The organism is Streptomyces sp. NPDC092296 (genome assembly GCF_044755465.1).
Lineage (GTDB): Bacteria > Actinomycetota > Actinomycetes > Streptomycetales > Streptomycetaceae > Peterkaempfera.
Genome location: NZ_JBIVRB010000024.1, coordinates 1 through 16,357, shown reverse-complemented (window position 1 = coordinate 16,357; position 16,357 = coordinate 1). Strand labels below are relative to the sequence as shown.

Annotated in this window: 11 protein-coding genes and 2 pseudogenes; 7 read left to right on the top strand and 6 right to left on the bottom strand. The window is 73.8% G+C overall.

What is annotated here, in order from left to right; all coding sequences use genetic code 11:
- Positions 1-162: 162 nt before the first annotated feature.
- Positions 163-3,213, top strand: coding sequence for a M36 family metallopeptidase (locus ACIQGZ_RS28760; RefSeq protein WP_402607466.1), 3,051 nt, complete (start codon positions 163-165; stop codon positions 3,211-3,213).
- Between the two features lie 156 nt (positions 3,214-3,369).
- Here ACIQGZ_RS28760 and ACIQGZ_RS28755 read toward each other — a convergent pair whose 3' ends face one another.
- Positions 3,370-4,473 (bottom strand): helix-turn-helix domain-containing protein, encoded by a 1,104-nt coding sequence (locus ACIQGZ_RS28755; protein WP_402607463.1) that lies wholly within the window; start codon positions 4,471-4,473, stop codon positions 3,370-3,372.
- Positions 4,474-4,822: 349 nt separating this feature from the next.
- Entirely contained in the window at positions 4,823-5,905 is a 1,083-nt protein-coding gene (locus ACIQGZ_RS28750) for an enoyl-CoA hydratase/isomerase family protein (RefSeq protein WP_402607461.1), read from the bottom strand.
- Between the two features lie 310 nt (positions 5,906-6,215).
- Here ACIQGZ_RS28750 and ACIQGZ_RS28745 point away from each other — a divergent pair, with 310 nt between their 5' ends.
- Both ACIQGZ_RS28745 and ACIQGZ_RS28740 read left to right on the top strand, forming a co-directional pair.
- Positions 6,216-7,418 (top strand): cytochrome P450, encoded by a 1,203-nt coding sequence (locus ACIQGZ_RS28745; protein WP_402607458.1) that lies wholly within the window; start codon positions 6,216-6,218, stop codon positions 7,416-7,418.
- Positions 7,415-7,702, top strand: a complete 288-nt coding sequence (locus ACIQGZ_RS28740; RefSeq protein ID WP_402607455.1) for a ferredoxin — start codon at positions 7,415-7,417, stop codon at positions 7,700-7,702. The genes ACIQGZ_RS28745 and ACIQGZ_RS28740 overlap by 4 nt, the downstream gene beginning before the upstream one ends.
- A gap of 85 nt (positions 7,703-7,787) precedes the next feature.
- Here the strand turns inward: ACIQGZ_RS28740 and ACIQGZ_RS28735 are convergent, their stop codons facing one another.
- Both ACIQGZ_RS28735 and ACIQGZ_RS28730 read right to left on the bottom strand, forming a co-directional pair.
- Positions 7,788-9,530, bottom strand: coding sequence for a hypothetical protein (locus ACIQGZ_RS28735; protein ID WP_402607453.1), 1,743 nt, complete (start codon positions 9,528-9,530; stop codon positions 7,788-7,790).
- A 65-nt stretch (positions 9,531-9,595) separates the two neighbouring features.
- Positions 9,596-10,312 carry an ABC transporter ATP-binding protein gene (locus ACIQGZ_RS28730; RefSeq protein WP_402607450.1) on the bottom strand — a complete coding sequence of 239 codons (717 nt, stop codon included), beginning with the start codon at positions 10,310-10,312 and terminating at the stop codon, positions 9,596-9,598.
- 379 nt (positions 10,313-10,691) lie between these two features.
- Here ACIQGZ_RS28730 and ACIQGZ_RS28725 point away from each other — a divergent pair, with 379 nt between their 5' ends.
- On the top strand, positions 10,692-11,099 hold the full coding sequence (locus ACIQGZ_RS28725) for a hypothetical protein (protein WP_402607447.1): 408 nt from the start codon (positions 10,692-10,694) through the stop codon (positions 11,097-11,099).
- 232 nt (positions 11,100-11,331) lie between these two features.
- Positions 11,332-11,673 carry a hypothetical protein gene (locus ACIQGZ_RS28720; RefSeq protein ID WP_402607444.1) on the top strand — a complete coding sequence of 114 codons (342 nt, stop codon included), beginning with the start codon at positions 11,332-11,334 and terminating at the stop codon, positions 11,671-11,673.
- 23 nt (positions 11,674-11,696) lie between these two features.
- Here ACIQGZ_RS28720 and ACIQGZ_RS28715 read toward each other — a convergent pair.
- Positions 11,697-12,146: pseudogene (locus ACIQGZ_RS28715) on the bottom strand (ATP-binding cassette domain-containing protein); the annotation flags it as partial.
- A gap of 55 nt (positions 12,147-12,201) precedes the next feature.
- Here ACIQGZ_RS28715 and ACIQGZ_RS28710 point away from each other — a divergent pair.
- Positions 12,202-12,783, top strand: a pseudogene (locus ACIQGZ_RS28710) (ABC transporter ATP-binding protein); the annotation flags it as partial.
- Positions 12,784-12,876: 93 nt separating this feature from the next.
- Here ACIQGZ_RS28710 and ACIQGZ_RS28705 read toward each other — a convergent pair.
- Entirely contained in the window at positions 12,877-14,067 is a 1,191-nt protein-coding gene (locus tag ACIQGZ_RS28705; protein ID WP_402607441.1) for an alpha/beta hydrolase, read from the bottom strand.
- A gap of 463 nt (positions 14,068-14,530) precedes the next feature.
- On the opposite strand from ACIQGZ_RS28705, the gene ACIQGZ_RS28700 reads away from it, so the two are divergent.
- Positions 14,531-16,174 (top strand): cellulose binding domain-containing protein, encoded by a 1,644-nt coding sequence (locus tag ACIQGZ_RS28700; RefSeq protein WP_402607439.1) that lies wholly within the window; start codon positions 14,531-14,533, stop codon positions 16,172-16,174.
- Positions 16,175-16,357: the final 183 nt, after the last annotated feature.

Below are 16,357 nucleotides of genomic sequence, written 5' to 3'. Positions count from 1 at the left end.
CTGAGCTGCGGCGGTCCCGGGTGCGGGTCGCTCCTGGCGGAACTGTGCAGTGTCGTAACTCCGCCACGCGGGGCCCGTTCCGGCAGCACCTCGAACCGTGCCAGGCTCCGCGCAATCCGGAACGGGCGATCCCCGTCCGGACTTCCACAAGGAGGAGCACGAATGCGCAAAGAATCAGGGCGCATACGACTGGTGGCCCTGGCACTGGCCACGGCGACCGTCGTGGCGGTGGCTCAGACACCGTCCGCCGGAGCAGCCTCTGAATCAAAGGGGCTGAAGTCGTCGGAGTCCAGTTCGGGAGCAGTCGCCGCGCAGAGGCACGGCAAGGCCGACAAGGAGCTGGCCGGCACGCACCGGGCTCCGTCGGCGAAGGCGAAGAACGCGGCGGGCAAGGCCCGCGCGAAGGTGGGCTGGAGCCGCTACGGCACCCCGACCTCGGTCGTGCCGGAGGGCGCCGGCGCCACGCTGGCCACCGGCTTGCCGACCAAGGCGGAGCAGACGGCTCGGGCGTACCTGAAGGCCAACACCGACCTCTTCGGCCTCACCGCCGACCAGGTCGACAAGCTCAAGCTGGTCTCCAACACCCCGATCGGCAAGGGCGCTGCGGTACTGCTCGCCCAGGAGGTGGACGGCAAGCCGTTCGCCCGTGACGGTCAGGTCTCCGTCGGCGTGGTCGACGGCACCGTGGTCAGCGTCACCGGTGCGTTCGCCCCGGTCACGGGGACGCCGAAGCCGGCGACCCTGTCCGAGGAGGACGCGATCAAGGCCGCGCTGGCCGATGTCACCCTGTCGGCGGGCAAGCTGACCAAGAGTGACAAGACCGAGCGCTGGCAGCGTTACGAGGCGTCGGGGCTGACCGGCACCCAGCTGGCCCGCCCGGTCGTGGTCGCGGACCCCGACGGCACGGTGCGCTCCGCCTACCAGGTGCAGGTCGGCAGCAGCGGTGACGACCCGGAGCTGTACGACACGGTGATCGACGCCCGTACCGGTGAGGTGCTCGCCCGCGAGTCCCTGGTCGAGGACGAGGTCGCCGCCGACCACGACGGCAACCCGCAGTGGAAGGCGTTCCCGTTCTCGCCCCCGCTGGACGGCAGCTCCAAGGACACCCGGCTGACCTACTGCTGGGTGGCCGCCCCCGGCTGCGACCAGGTGCTGAGCGACAGCGCGCCGGGCGACCCGCACCACGCGTGGGACGTCGCCTCCGGCAACGGCGGCGGCACCTACGGCAGCTACTACAAGCTGGGTACGACGCTGGGCAACAACGCCTTCGCCAGCGACGGCCTGGCGTCCAACGGGCGCACCTGGCTGAACATCACGCCGGACGTGCGGCCGGACCGGGTGTACGACTACTCGTACACCGACGCCTGGCACGCCAGCGGCTGCGACCCCAAGGTGCTCACCGACCCGGCGCAGCCGGACCGGGACGCCGCGCTCGGCAACCTGTTCGTCCAGCACAACCAGATGCATGACTTCTCGTACCACCTCGGCTTCACCGAGGACGCGTGGAACATGCAGAGCGACAACTACAACCTCGGCGGCAAGGGCGGCGACCCGGAGATGGGCAACGCCCGCTCCGGTGGCAACACCCCGAGCACCCGCAACAACGCCAACCAGAGCACCGGTGCCGACGGTGGCGTGGCGATGACCAACATGTACCTGTGGCAGCCGCAGGCCGGTGCCTTCTACGGCATCTGCGCCGACGGTGACTTCGACAACTCGGTCATCGGCCACGAGTACACCCACGCCATCACCAACCGCATGATCGGCGGCCCCGACGCGGGCATCTCCGGCACCCACGGCGGTTCGATGGGCGAGTCCTGGAGCGACCTGGTCGCCAGCGAGCGCCTGATCGAGACCGGTGTGGTTCCGGACGGGGTCGACCCCTGGGTCGTCGGTCCGTATGTGACCGGCAACAACGAGGTCGGCATCCGCAACTTCGCGATCGACAAGAACCCGCTGAACTACTCCAACTTCGGGTTCGACATGGCCGGTCCGGAGGTGCACTCCGACGGCGAGATCTGGAACGCCGTGCAGTACGAGGTGCGCCAGGCGCTGGTGGGCAAGTACGGCGAGGCGTCCAAGAAGGTCGCCCTGTCCTGCTCGCAGGGCAAGACCGCGGTCGAGCAGTGCGGTGGCGGTCGTCGCTGGATCCAGCTGATGTTCGACTCGTACCTGCTGATGGGCTCGGGCAAGATCACCATGGTCGACGCCCGTGACGCGATGATCGCGGCGGACAAGATCCGCTTCCGCGGCGCCGACCTGGACGCCATGTGGGGCGCGTTCGCCAAGCGCGGTCTGGGCACCGAGGCCACCGCCACCTCCACCAGCGACACCCGGCCGCACGCGGACTTCGCCAGCCCGGCGACCGCGAGCGCCCCGGTGACCTTCAAGATCGTCAACGCCGACGGGGACGCCATCTCCGACGCCAAGGTCTACATCGGCCAGTTCAGCACCCGCACCACGCCGATCGCCGGCACCACCGCTGACCTGAGCAACAAGGCCAACTTCGTGCCCGGCCACTACGACGCCGTCGTGGTCGCCCCGGGCTACGGCCTGGTGCGCTTCGACTTCCAGGTGGACGACGCCTCGAAGCAGAACGTCAAGGTCAAGATGCAGGCCAACCTGGCCTCGGCCGCGGCCGGCGCCACCGCCACCGGTGACGGTCTGAACCTCGGCAAGCTGATCGACGACGAAGAGGGCACCAACTGGGCCGTCGTCGGCGAGAAGACCAAGACCGACTTCACCGGCCAGGGCGTCATGGTCCACCTGGCCGTCGACGCGCCGACCAAGATCAAGCGCGTCCAGGTCAGCGCCCTGAACCGCCCGACCGACGCCAAGGACCCGGGTGGCGACACCCTGGCCCAGAGCCGCTTCTCGGCCCTGCGCCGGTTCGAGCTCTCGGCCTGCACCCGGACCGCGACGGTGGACTGCTCCAAGCCGAGCCAGTTCCACGTGGTCTACATCAGCCCCGAGAACGCCTTCGAGACCGGCAAGCCGCGCCCGGTGGCCCCGAAGCTGACGATGCGCAGCTTCGACATCCCCGCCACCACGGCGACGGACCTGCGCTTCGAGCCGATCACCAACCAGTGCGTCGGCAACCCGCTGTACGCCGGCAAGCAGGACAAGGACCCGAACAACGTGACCGACTGCGCCACCGGCTCCCTGTCGGCGTACGACGTCCGGGCGTCCGAGCTCCAGGTGTTCGCCAAGTGATTCCCCGGCGGTGACGGTGCCCCACGGCACCTGAACCCTCCGTGTGAACACGGATGAGGGGGCCCTCGACCCGGCCAGGGTCGAGGGCCCCTGATCACACACCCCGCCGCGAACCTGTGATCGCACCCCGGATCACACGACGCGGTCGGCGGCGGATCACAGCCATCCGCGCCGGGCCGCCTCCCAGGCCAGCTGCATCCGGGTCCGCACCCCGACGGACTCCAGCAGATCGCGGATGCGGCGCTGGACGGTACGCAGGCTCAGCCCCAGCTGACCGGCGATGGCACCGTCCGTCAGCCCGGTGAGCAGCAGCGAGGTCAGCAGCAGATCCTCGGCCGGGGGAGCCTGGCCCGGGGACTTCTCCCCGATCCGGCCGTCCTCGGTGAGCAGCAGCGGCGACGCCGTCGCCCACAGGCCCTCGAAGAAGGCGACCAGCGCGTCGAGCAGCACCCCGGGGTGGATCAGCACGGCCGACGGCTCGTCGGGCACCTCGGCCGACCAGTCGATCGGCCAGTCGGCGGGCAGCTCCTGCGACCAGCCGTCGGACGGTTCGTCCTCCGCCGGGTCGAGGGCGACCTCGGGCAGCTCGCGGTAGCCCGCCGCTTCGGACCGTACGGGAGAGGAGACCAGCATGGCCAGCGACCGGTCCGCGATCACCAGCTTGGCCGGCAGCTCGGCGGCCACCCTGGCCTGCTCCCCGTTCTTGATGAACTCCCGTATCCGGAACACATCGGGCGGCACCTCCAGCGCCGACCGCTCGTACACCGCGCGGTACCGCACGCCGCTGGCCAGCACCCCCAGCTCGGTGTCGTTCCCCCGAGCCGGGACCGCCACGTTCGGCGGCTTGCACAGCGCCAGCACCTCGTCCTGGGCGCCGCGTTGCAGCTGGTCGAAGATCCGGGCTATCGCCGGTGCGCCGGTGACGGTCTCCACCATCTCGGCCGCGCCCCGGCGCCCGGCCTCGCTGCGGTACTCCTCGGTGAGCTGCGCCACCACGGACTGCACGGCTTGCAGTTCCTGCTGCCTGCTCAGCAGCAGCGGACCGAGCGCCAGGTCCGGCGGTGCGGCCCGGAACCGGTGGACCGGACCGGCGGCCCGGTTCGCCAGCCCCTTGGCCTCCAGCGTGTCGAGCAGCGCGGCCGCCTCGCGGCCGGACAGCCCCAGCCGGCGGGCGAGCTGAGGCGGCGTGGCCGCCGGCATCTTGACCAGGCTGCGGTAGGCGCGTACTTCCACAGGATCGAGATCGGCCGCATCAAGCATGGGCGCTCCTCTTCCTTCTCCGCTCGTGTACTGGTCCCCGTTTCCGTTGTGTGGCCCGCTGTCCTGGCCGGTTTCCGGTCAGGTGGAGCCGTCGGATACGAGATCTTGGCGCGTTATGGTCCCATTGCGCCAGGGGTCGGCTCACGAATAGCGGAGACAGGGGAGCGCTGAGCGGGCCCGGTTGGACCACTTCACAGCGCTGAGCAGGGAAGATGCGCCGTTGCCCGGGTGGTCGGGCAGTTGCCGGAGGGGCCGTCAGATCCGGTCGGCGGCGGCGCGGAACGCGTCGACGGCGGCCGGGCCCCCGGGCCGGCGGATGGCCGGCGCCGGGGGCGACCGCCCGGCCCGCTCAGTCGCCGCCCGGCTGCCCGGCGGGGAGGTCGAGTTCCCGGGCGAGCGGGGCGAGCGGGGCGAAGTGGCGAGCCACGGCCTCGTCGGTGACCTCGGGAAGGGTGGCGGGCGACCAGTGCGGATCGCGGTCCCGGTCGATCAGCTGGGCGCGGATGCCCTCCACCAGGTCGGGGGAGGACAGCGCCGCGCAGGAGACCCGGTACTCCTGCTCCAGCACCCGCTCCAGCGGGCCGAGCGTCCGGGCGCGGCGCAGCGCGGCCAGGGTGACCTTGAGCGCGGTGGGGGACCGGGTGAGGATCGTCTCGGCGGTCTCCTTGGCGGCCGGTACGCCGCAGCCGAGCAGCCGGTCCACGATCTCCTCGACCGTGTCGGCCGCGTAGCAGGCGTCGATCCACTCCCGCTGCCCGGCCAGCTCGCCCGCCGGTGCCTCGCGGGCGTACCGGGCCGGCACCTGCGGCGCCGGGGCGTGGGCCAGCTCCGCGAGCAGGTCGGGCAGCAGCGCGGCGGGGACGTAGTGGTCGGCGAGCCCGCACAGCAGGGCGTCGGCGGCGCCCACCGGGGCGCCGGTGAGCGCCAGATGGGTGCCCAGCTCCCCGGGGGCGCGGCCGAGCAGATAGGTGCCGCCGACGTCGGGGACGAAGCCGATGCCGGTCTCGGGCATGGCCACCCGGGACCGCTCGGTGACGACACGTACGCTGCCGTGGGCCGACACGCCGACGCCGCCGCCCATCACGATGCCGTCCATCACGGCGACGTACGGCTTGGGGTAGCGGGCGATCCGGGCGTTGAGCCGGTACTCGTCGCGCCAGAACGCCGCCGAGGCCGCGCCGCCGCCGGAGTGGACGTCCTGGTGGATGGCCCGGATGTCGCCGCCCGCGCAGAGCCCGCGCTCACCCGCGCCGGTGATCACCACGGTCTCGACGGCCGGGTCCCGCTCCCAGGCGCTGAGGGCCTGGTCGATGCGGATGACCATGGCGTGGTCGAGGGCGTTGAGGGCCCTGGGCCGGTTGAGGGTGAGGTGGCCGACCCGGCCCTCGCTGCGCAGCAGTACGGAGTCGCCGGTCATCGGGGCTCCGGTCATCGGGGCTCCGGTCATCGGGTGGCTCCGGTCGGCCTGCGGGTCGCGGTGCGGGGCATGGTGTCGTCGGTTCCCTTCCAGCGCTGGTGCTGCCACGAACCTACGGTCGGACGCCCCGGTACGTCCACGGCCTCTGAGGCACCCGAGGCCCCCGAGGCCCCTGAGACCGCTGCGGCCCGGCGGCCCCGGGGGTGCGGTTCCGGACGTTCCGGTGGCCTGACGGCGGGTCATCTAGTGATGACCGTGAGTGGTCCGTACTGTGGAGCGCAGCATAGGCGTCGTCCCGCGCTTCGGCGCTACATCAGGGGTGGTTATGACTGTCGCCAGCGACGAGGGAACCGCATCCGATCGGTCCCTGGTTCCATTGCACTGCACCAGATTCGCCGCGTCCGGTCCGCCTCGGCCCGCGGAGCTCCCGAACGGCACCGCCGTCTGGACGGTGAGCCGCTACCGCGACGCACGGCAGGTGCTGACCGACCCCCGGTTCAGCCGCTCCCTGCTGCACGCGGATGACGCGCCACCGCTGGACGACACCTTCAATCTGGTGGACGATCCGGCGCTGCTGTTCAACCAGGACGGCCCGGACCACCAGCGGCTGCGGCGCACGGTGCAGCGGGCGTTCACCCCGAGGGCCGTCGCGCACTGGCGGCCGTGGGTGAGCGAGGTGGTGGAGCGGCTGCTCGACGAGCTGGTCGGGAAGGAGCCGCCCGTCGACATCGTCGCCGCGTTCACGCTGCCGCTGCCGGTCGCGGTAGTGAGCCGGCTGATGGGCCTGGACGGCCTGGACGTGGAGCGGCTGCGGTACTGGAGCGACCACGTACTGGCGTACACCGCCGACAACGATCCGCAGGCGGCGGCGGTCCTGACGGAGTTCGCCGAGTTCTCGGCGGAGCTGATTTCCGCGCGCCGCGGTCGGCCGGGCGACGACCTGGTCAGTACGCTGCTGCGCGCCGCCGACGAGGTGGGGGACATCCCCGAGGACCAGTTGGTGAGCCTGGTGGGCGGCCTGACCGTGGGCGGCCACGACAGCACGATGACCGCGCTCAGCAACTCCCTGGTGTACCTGCTCGGGGAGCGGCCGGAGAGCTGGTCGCGGCTGGGCGGTGACCTGTCGGCGGCCGAGGCGGTGGGGGAGCGGCTGCTGCACTGGATTCCGCTGGGCGACGACCCGGGCAGCACCCGCCGGGCCGCCGAGGACGTGGAGGTCGGGGGGGTGACCATCCCGGCGGGGTCGGTGGTCGTGGTCGATGTGGGCTCCGCCAGCCGGGACCCGGAGGTCTACCCGAGCGGGCCGTTCGGTGACCTGTTCGCGCCGATGGAGGGACCGACCCTGGCCTTCGGCGCCGGGCCGCACCACTGCCTGGGCGCCTGGCTGATCCGGATGGAGCTGCCGATGGCGCTGAACCGGCTCGCCGCCCGGCTGCCCGGCCTGCGGCTCTCGGAGCCGGTGGACGCCATCGAGTGGCGGGAGGGCGGGACCACCCGCAGTCCGAAGCGCCTGGTGGTGACCTGGTGACCGCCCGGCCGCCGTCCCCGATGTCCCGGCAGCCGGTGGAGGAGTCGGCGGCCGGGGAGCCGGTGGTGGCGGCCAAGGTGGACCGGTCGCGCTGCGTCGGCGCGGGCTTCTGCGTCGCGACGGCGCCGGAGGACTTCGAACTGGACGACGACGGCAGATCCCGTCCGCTCCGTACCGAGGCCCCCGGCTCGGCCGCCGAGGGGCTGGTGGAGGCCGCCGACCTGTGCCCGGTCGAGGCCATCACCGTCTTCCACGCCCGCACCGGCCACCGACTGGCCCCCTGACCTGCGGAGGCCGTCCGTACGGGTGAAGGGCCCGCCGACGATCGGCGGGCCCTTCACCCTTCGTACGCACCGCGGCGCGGGCGGTTCAGCCCTTCGCCGCCCCGGCTGCGGTCGACCGGCCCTGGGCGGCCAGCTTCCCGGCCCGGCCGCGCGCCCACCGCAGCAGCACCACGGCCAGTGCGGCGCTCCACAGCGCGGCGGTGAGGACGGCGGAGAGCGAGCCGCCGGTCAGCGCCCGGGTGAACGGCATGGCGAGGACGATGACGGCCACGGCCGGCCCGGCGGCGTACCAGGCGGCGAACAGGAACGGACCGGCGCCCGAGCCCGGCGCCCGGGTACCGCCGTGCATCAGGTCCTGCCGGCCGGTACCCCGGCAGGCGTTCACCAGCCCCGCGCCGACCAGGGCCGGAACGGCGGCGGGCGCCAGCCACGCCTGGGCCCCCGCCCCGGACAGCACGGCCACCGCCGCCCCCAGCAGCCCCAGCAGCACGCCGAGGGTGACGGGCACGATCGCGTGCCGCAGCATGAGGTCGGCGAAGGGGTACGGCGACCAGGAGGCCCGCCGGACGTCGTCCGTCTCGACCCGGGCGGGCTCCAGCAGCTGCGCCACCGCCAGATAGCCGAAGACCAGCGCCAACGCGGTCGCCCCCCAGAGCGCGGCGCCGGTGGCCGAGTGGGCGAGCACCGCGCAGAGCGACGCCGGTACGGAGAGCAGCGCCGCGCGCCCCAGCCGGGAGGGCGCGCGCAGCAGCGCCAGCGCGTCCCGCCACGGCACGGCGAGGTACGCGGCGCGCGGCGCGGGCAGCCGCAGCCGCCGCGCCACCGCGCCCGGCGCCGAGCCGCCGACGGCCAGCCGCGCGGCCCGCAGCTCCACCGTGCGCAGGGCGGCCAGCACCCCGGCGGCGGTCCGGGCCCGCTCGCGCAGCCGGGCCGGGGGCACCCGCCCGCAGACCCGGTCCGCGAGCAGCAGGCAGCCGGCGGTGAGGACCAGCAGCAGCGCGGCGGCCGGCCAGGCGCCCGGCTGCGCGGCGGAGGTCGGCGCGAGCACGGCGATACCGGCCCAGCCCCAGGGGCCGGACCACAGCTCGGTCCGCTCCAGCCAGGGGACCCGGTGCCCCTGGGCCGCCAGGGCGCTCTGGGCGGCGAGCAGCAGCACCAGCACGGTCAGCCAGGGGGTGAGCCGGCGGACCTGGGCGGCGACCCGGTCGTTCAGCTCCACCGCCAGACCCAGGCAGGTGGCCAGCAGCGGCAGGCAGACGCCGCCGAGCACCGACCAGCCGAACGCGGCGGGCAGCCCGGTCCGGGTGGTCAGCCCCAGCGCGACCATGGAGCCGGCCGCCACCAGGGCCCCCGGCACGGTGGCCAGGGCGCAGGACAGCCAGAACCAGGGCCGCAGCACCCGCTTGGGCCGGACGGGATGCGGCAGCAGCCAGTCGGCGGTGGGCCTCGGCGGGATCACCGGGCCGCGCCAGAGGCCGTCCCGGGCGGCCAGCAGCAGCACGGCCAGCGCGGCGGCGGCGACACCGCTGGGCAGTGCGGCGAGCAGCGCGGGGCCGTGGCCGGTGTAGTCGGCGCCCATCGAGGACTGGAGCAGCAGGCCGAAGCTCGGGGTCACACCCCAGGCGACGATGATCAGCACGGCGCAGTAGACGGCGAAGCCGATCTGGCCGGCCCGGCTGCGGCGGTGCGGGGCGCGCATGGTCCGCAGCAGGGCCAGCGCCTCGTCGGTCCAGTCGTCGTCCGAGGTCCACTCCGGCGCGGGGTCGCTCGGGTCCGGGTCGGGCCCGTCCAGGTCCGGGTCATCGGGGTCGTACGGGTCGGAACCCAAGGTGTCCGGGGTACCTGCGGGGCCTGGGATGCCCGGGGCGGCGGGGCGCGGTGCGGCCTGGTTCGTCACCGGCGGCCTCCGCCGACGCCGCCGGCGAGTACGTTGCGCGGCGAGCCCTTGGTCAGCACCTTGCCGTCCTCCAGCACCAGGACCCGGTGGGCCACCTCCAGCGCCAGATCGGTGTGGTGGGTGACCAGCAGCACCGCGACCCCGTCGGCCAGCTCGGCCTTGAGCAGGTCCGCGAGCTGCTTGCGGGCGTCCGGGTCGAGGCGCTGCTCGGGCTCGTCCAGCAGCAGCAGATCACGCGGCCGGACCATGGCGCAGGCCAGCAGCAGCGCCTGCATCTGGCCGGAGGACAGCGCGGAGGGGAGCGCGTCGGCCCGCTCCGCGAGATTCCGGTCGACCAGGACGTGTTCGATCCAGGCGTGCGCGTCCGCGACGCCGTGGGCGACGGCCACCAGCAGCAGGTGCTCGCGCACCGACAGGTCGGGGTAGCAGGCGACCGTGTCGCCGACCACCGCCACCCTGGCCCTGATCCGGGGGTCGTGCTCGTCCATCGGCAGGCCGTCGAAGCGGACCGTCCCGGTGGTCGGCAGTTCGCGTCCGGCCGCGATCCGCAGCAGCGTCGACTTGCCGGAGCCGTTGTGGCCGAGCAGGGCCACGCACTCGCCTGCCGCGAGCTTCAGGCTGAGGGGGTGCAGAACCTGCCGCTCCCCGTAGGTGCGGCTCACCCCGGACAGTTGGAGCAGCGCCTTGCGGGGCTCGGTGGGCGTCTTGGCCATGGGCGGGTGCCTCTCGCAGCGGGATGTCCACTCACCCTACCGAGTGAACCGCCCGATTTTGGCCCCGTACGGCCGTCCCCCAGGGGCAGACCTTGACCACCTCGACGGCCCGGCCGCAGAGCAGGGCCGGACCATCGGGGTCGGAGGTGAGGATCGTCACGGGACCGGGCGCGGTGCGCGCGGCAGCGGGTGGCAAGATCCGGGCGGCGGTTCCGGTGGTGGCGCCGTAGCGTGGAGGGACGGAGTGCCGGGGAACGGAGGCTGCGCCATGCCGAGTGCGTCGGAATGGAACGGGGACCGGCCACGACTGCGGGACCGGTGGGCGCGGACGCTGTGGGAGCGGACCGGTCCGACCCAGCGGTCCCTCATGGTCACCTGGGTGTCCTTCGGGACCACCTTCGGCACCGTACGGGTGATCACCCACGGCATTCGCGGCGGCTGGCTGCCCTGGGGCAACATCTCGGCCGGGGGCACCCATCTGCACCACTACAACCTGGGCATCGGCGCGCTGGCCGGGGTCGGCCTGATCGCCGTCCGGGGGGACGCCCAGTACGTCGGCCACCCGGCGGTGGCGGCCACCTACGGGGTGGGGGTCGCGCTGATCGCCGACGAGTTCGCGCTGCTGCTGGACCTCCAGGACGTCTACTGGGCCAAGCAGGGCCGGATCAGCGTGGATGTGTCGCTCGGCGTGCTGACCGTGCTCGGGCTGTACCTCAGCGCGGCTCCGTTCTGGCACGAGATCGCCAGGGTCACCGGCCGCCACGCCCGCGAGCGCTTCACCCGCTGAGGCCGGGCGCCTTCCGCACCGCTGCCCCTTTCTCTGCTGTCGCGCCGGGACGGTTCGGGCGCTCCCCGGTGCGGGCAGAACCGGTGGCCGCCGATGGCCGCCTCGTCGGTGGCCGCGCCCCGCGCCAGGGGCCTGCCGGGGATCAGGCGGCCTGGCAGACACGGGACCGCAGGGGAGCGCATGATGGTGGCTGCGGGCCCGGCGCGCGCCGGCCCGGACGGGGGGGGTCGGCATGGGTGGGGACAGCAAGCGGCGGTGGTGGGAAGGCGGCTATGTCGCGCTGGTGGGGCTGCTGGCGGCCGTGGGCGCGGTGCGGGCCGACAGCCACTACCTACTGGCGGCGGTCGTCCTGACGCTGCCCTGCGGGGTGGCCGCCCTGCTGGCCGTGTACGGCGGCTATGCGCTGCTCGCCGGGGTCGGCGGGCTGTGGGCCGCGAGCACCCTGCCCGACGGCAGCGACGCGGCCTGGCTGACGGCGGGCAGCGCGGTGGTCGACATCGTGGCGCTGCTCGCCGCCGCGCTGGCCAATGTGCTGATCTTCGAACGGCGGGCTCGCCGGCCAAGCCTGCGGTAGTCGCGGTCGGGCCGGCGCGGGGCTCAGTTGTCGGGCCAGATCTCGATGCGGTCCGGCTCCAGCTCCAGGCCGACGCGGTGCTCCAGGCCGAGCGCCTCCACGAACTCGCGGGGCAGCTGCACCCGGCCGCTGCGGTCCAGGGTCGCGTACTCCCGCTCGACCAGGGACTCCCGGCCGTCGGCGTCCCGCGCGATCCGCCGCAGCACCTCGGAGCCGGCCCGCCCGTCGCGGATCGCCACCGTACGGCGGACCTCGCCCGCCACCATCGGGTCATGGGTGACGATCACCACGGTCGTGCCCAACTCGGCGTTGACCGCGCGGAACGCGCCGAAGATGTCGGCGGCCGTCTCGGAGTCGAGCTCACCGGTCGGCTCGTCGGCCGGCAGCACCGCAGGCCGGTTCGCCAGCGCCACCGCGATGGCCACCCGCTGCTGCTCGCCGCCGGACAGCCGGACCGGCCGCCGGTCGCGGCAGTGGCCGACCGCCAGCAGCTCCAGCGGCTCATCGACCCGCGCCGCGCGGGCCCGGCGCGGCGAGCTGACCGCGCTCAGGGGGGCGGTCCGGCTCCGGCAAGACCACCCTGCTCAATCTGGTCGGCGGCCTGGACCGGCCGGACTCCGGGCGGATCGCGCTGGACGGCCAGGACCTCTCGGAGCTGGGCGAGGACGGCCTGCTCCGCCTGCGGCGGGACCGGATCGGCTTCGTCTTCCAGTCCTTCGGCCTGGTCCCGGTCCTCACCGCCGCCGAGAACGTGGGCGTGCCGCTGCGGCTGCGCCGCGCCCCGGCCCGCGAGCGTGAGGAGCGGGTGCGTGAACTGCTGGCGCTGGTCGGCCTGGGCGACCATGCCGCCCAGCGCCCCGGCGAGCTGTCCGGCGGTCAGCAGCAGCGCGTCGCCATCGCCCGCGCCCTGGCCAATGAGCCGCGCTGGTGATCGCGGACGAGCCGACCGGCCAGTTGGACTCCGCCACCGGACGGGCCGTCATGCAGCTGCTGCGCGCGGTGGTGCACAGCGCGGGCGTCACCGCGCTGGTCGCCACGCACGACCCGCAGCTGATGGAGCCGGCCGACCGGGTCGTCGAGCTGAGCGACGGCCGCATCGAGCCCGGGTGAAGCGCGCGAACCGGTCCCGGAGCGGTCCCGGAACGGCCGGGTGCCGCCCCCGGCCGGCGGCGGGGGCGGCACCGGTGGGCGCTACCGAGGGGGCTACTTCCCCTTGCCGGGGCTGGGATCGGCCGGTGCGTACAGCGCCTCCCGCAGCATCCTGGTGGTCTCCGCGACGGCGTCCTTGTCGGCCTGGGTGCCCGCCAGCGCGTTGAGCATCATGAAGTCGTGGGTGATGGCCGGGTAGTGGGAGCCGGTGACGGCGACTCCCGCCTGCCGGAGCTTGTCGGCGTAGGCCATGCCCTCGTCGCTCAGCACGTCGGAGTCGGTGATCACCAGGGCCGGCGGCAGGCCGCGCAGCTGGGCGAGGGTGGCGCGCAGCGGCGAGACGGTGGGCTTGTCCCGGTCGGCGGCGTTGGGGGCGTACGCGTTCCAGAACCACTTCATGGCCGGGAGGGTGAGCCAGCACCCCTCCGCGAACCGGCGGTAGGAGCCGGTGTCGAAGCGGGCGTCGGTCACCGGGTAGAGCAGGGCCTGCCGGCGGAAGTGCGGGCCGCCGCGCTCCTTGGCGAGCATGGTGAGGGCCGCCGCCATGTTGCCGCCGACCGAGTCGCCGGCCACCGCGAGCCGGCCCGGGTCGATGCCGATGGAGCGGCCGTTGCGGGCGACCCACTGGGAGGCGGTGTAGATCTGCTCCAGCGGGACGGGGTACTGCGCCTCGGGCGAGGGCGTGTAGTTGACGAAGACGATCGCCGCCCGCGCGCCCACGGCGAGCTGGCGGACCAGCCGGTCATGGGTCATGGCGTTGCCGAGGATCCAGCCGCCGCCGTGGATGTAGACGATGCCGGGCAGGGTGCCCGTCACTCCGGCCGGGCGCACGATGCGCAGCGAGACCGAGCCGGTGGGCCCACCGGGTATGGTCCGCTCGGTGATGTCGGCGGCCGGCTTGGCGACCGGTCCGGCCTGGAGCTTGTCTAGCGAGGCGCGGGCCGCCGCGTACGAGAGCGTGTAGAGCGGCGGGCCGCCGGCGGCGGCCAGCTGGTTGAGGAAGTCCTGGGCCTTCGGCTCCAGCTTCACCGGCGGCTTGCCGCAGGGGGCCTCCTTGAGCGTCGCGGCGGCCTGCCGGGCGGCGGCCGCCGGGGCCAGGCCGGGAATCGGCGCCGCCCGGTGCGCGGACGGCACGGCGCAGCCGCTCAGCGCGGTGGCCGAGACCAGTGCCGCCGCCAGCCCGGCGCGGGTGCCGCGCCGGGCCAGGTGCTTGAGGCATGAGGACTGCGTGAGACATGAGGACATGGACTCCGCTTCCCTTCGAACAAGTGATCCCCCTGTGCCTCAGCATGCGGAAGGTGACAGAACGGGCACCACAGGTGATAGCCCGAATGCGGTACATCGCCGCATCCGCTCCCGGCCGTGCCGGAATGGGGTGAAGCCTTGACAGGGTGTGACGGACCGGCATGATTGGGTACTGCCCCGAACGGGTGAACGTCCCCGGAGTCCGCCTGGTGGGTGGGCTTCTCCGGTCCGGAGCGCTGCTCCGGGCCCAGCGCAGCGTGGATCACGCCGGATCGTGCGTGGCCGCCCGCTCCTCCCCGGCTCCGGCCGGCAGCGCACCGGCGCGAATCGACCGCCGGTCCTCCCTGAGTGAGGCCCCGTCCGCACCGAGCCCCGGCCCGGCCGCGCCGGGGCGCCGACCCCTGCCCGGGTCCTGGCAGGGACTCTCCCCCCGGCCGCCACCATCCCGTCCACGGAGGACGTCGTGATCACCCCGCGCACCAAGAGACGGTCGCTGTTCACCGCGCTGTTCGCCGCCCTGGCCCTTGTGACCGCCCTCTGCACCGCCGCTTCGGCGTCCTCAGCGGTCTCGGCGGCGCCGGGCGCCGTGGTGGCCGCGTCCCACACCGGGAACGCCACCTACTTCGATGCTCTGGGCGCCCCGTACGGCGGCTGCGGCATCCCGCAGGCGAACCTGGAGACCCAGGACTTCGTGGCGCTGAACGTCTTCAACACGCCGGGCAGCAGCTCGTACAACACCCGCCCGGTCCCGGCGCAGGACGCGGCGAAGATGGGCGCCTTCGCCAACGGCCTCAACTGCGGGCGCTGGGTGCAGGTGACGATCGGGGACTACTGCACCGGCATCAACGATGGCGACATCAACCAGCCGTTCTGCCGCAACGGCGCCTGGACCCAGGACAAGTACAACGGCGCCACCCTGAACATGGTGGTGGCCGACAGCTGCGCCGACCCCAACGGCTGGTGCCGCAACGACCCCGACCACCTGGACCTGTCCAAGGACTCGCTGAACCGGTTCGCGCTGAACGGCACGCCGGTCGGGGACCTGTACCCCAACCACTGGGGGAACCGGCACGTCTCCTGGTCGTACATCCCGGCGCCCGGGTACACCGGTGACCTCTCCATCGGGTTCATGGCCAACGCCAAGCCCTACTGGCCCGCCATCGCCGTCACCCACCTGGCCAACGGCATCCACGGTGTGGAGTACTACGACGGCAGCGCCTGGCAGTCGGCGCAGCGGCAGACGGACATGGGCCAGGCGTTCGTCATCGCGCCGACCGCCGCGAACGGCAGCAGCTACCGCATCCGGGTCCGGGACGCGGACGACGCCCTGGTCCAGGGCGGCCGTACCTACAGCTTCAGCCTGCCGGCCTCCTGCGCCAACGGCTGCTCGGCTCCGTTCACCGGCGTCTCGTACACGACGGACGGTGGCACCGGCGGCACCGGCGGCACCGGCGGCGGTACGGGCGGCACCGGCGGCACCGGCGGTACGGGTGGCGGGGACACCACGCCGCCGACCGCGCCCGGTCAGCTGGTGGCCACCGGCGTCACCAGCACCAGCGTCTCGCTGGCCTGGGGCGCGGCCACCGACAACGTGGCCGTCAGCGGCTACCGGGTCTACCGGGGCACCACCCTGCTGGGGACCACCCCCGGCACCACCTTCACCGACGGCGGGCTGACCCCCGGCGCCACCTACAGCTACTCCATCAAGGCCGTGGACACGGCGGGCAATGTCTCACCCGCCTCCAACACCGTCACCGTCACCACCCCGACCACCGGCGGCGGGACGAGCGGCGGCGGCGGGACGAGCGGCGGCTGCACCGCCTCCTGGCACCTGGACAGCCAGTGGGGCGCCGGCTTCGGCGCCACGGTCACCGTCGCCAACTCCGGCACCACGGCCACCCACGGCTGGAAGGTCACCTGGACCTGGCCCGGCAGCCAGGCCGTCACCGACCACTGGAGCGCCGACATCACCCAGACCGGCGCCGCCGTCACCGCCACCAACGTCAGCTACAACGGCGCCCTCGCCCCCGCCGCCAGCACCACCTTCGGCTTCAACGCCAGCGGCGCCGCCCCCGCCACTCCCACCCTCAGCTGCACCGCGAGCTGACCCGCGCCACCCGATCGACTCCACCCGCTCCACTCCACCCGCTCCGCTCCACCCGTCGGGCGGGGCGCCCCCCACCCGCCCCGCCCCCCCCCGGCCCCGGGGGCCCCGGCCGCCCCGCCCCGCCCCCCCGCCCCCCCAGCCCCCCCCCCGGCCCGCCCCGGCCCCCCCCCCCGCCCCGCGGGC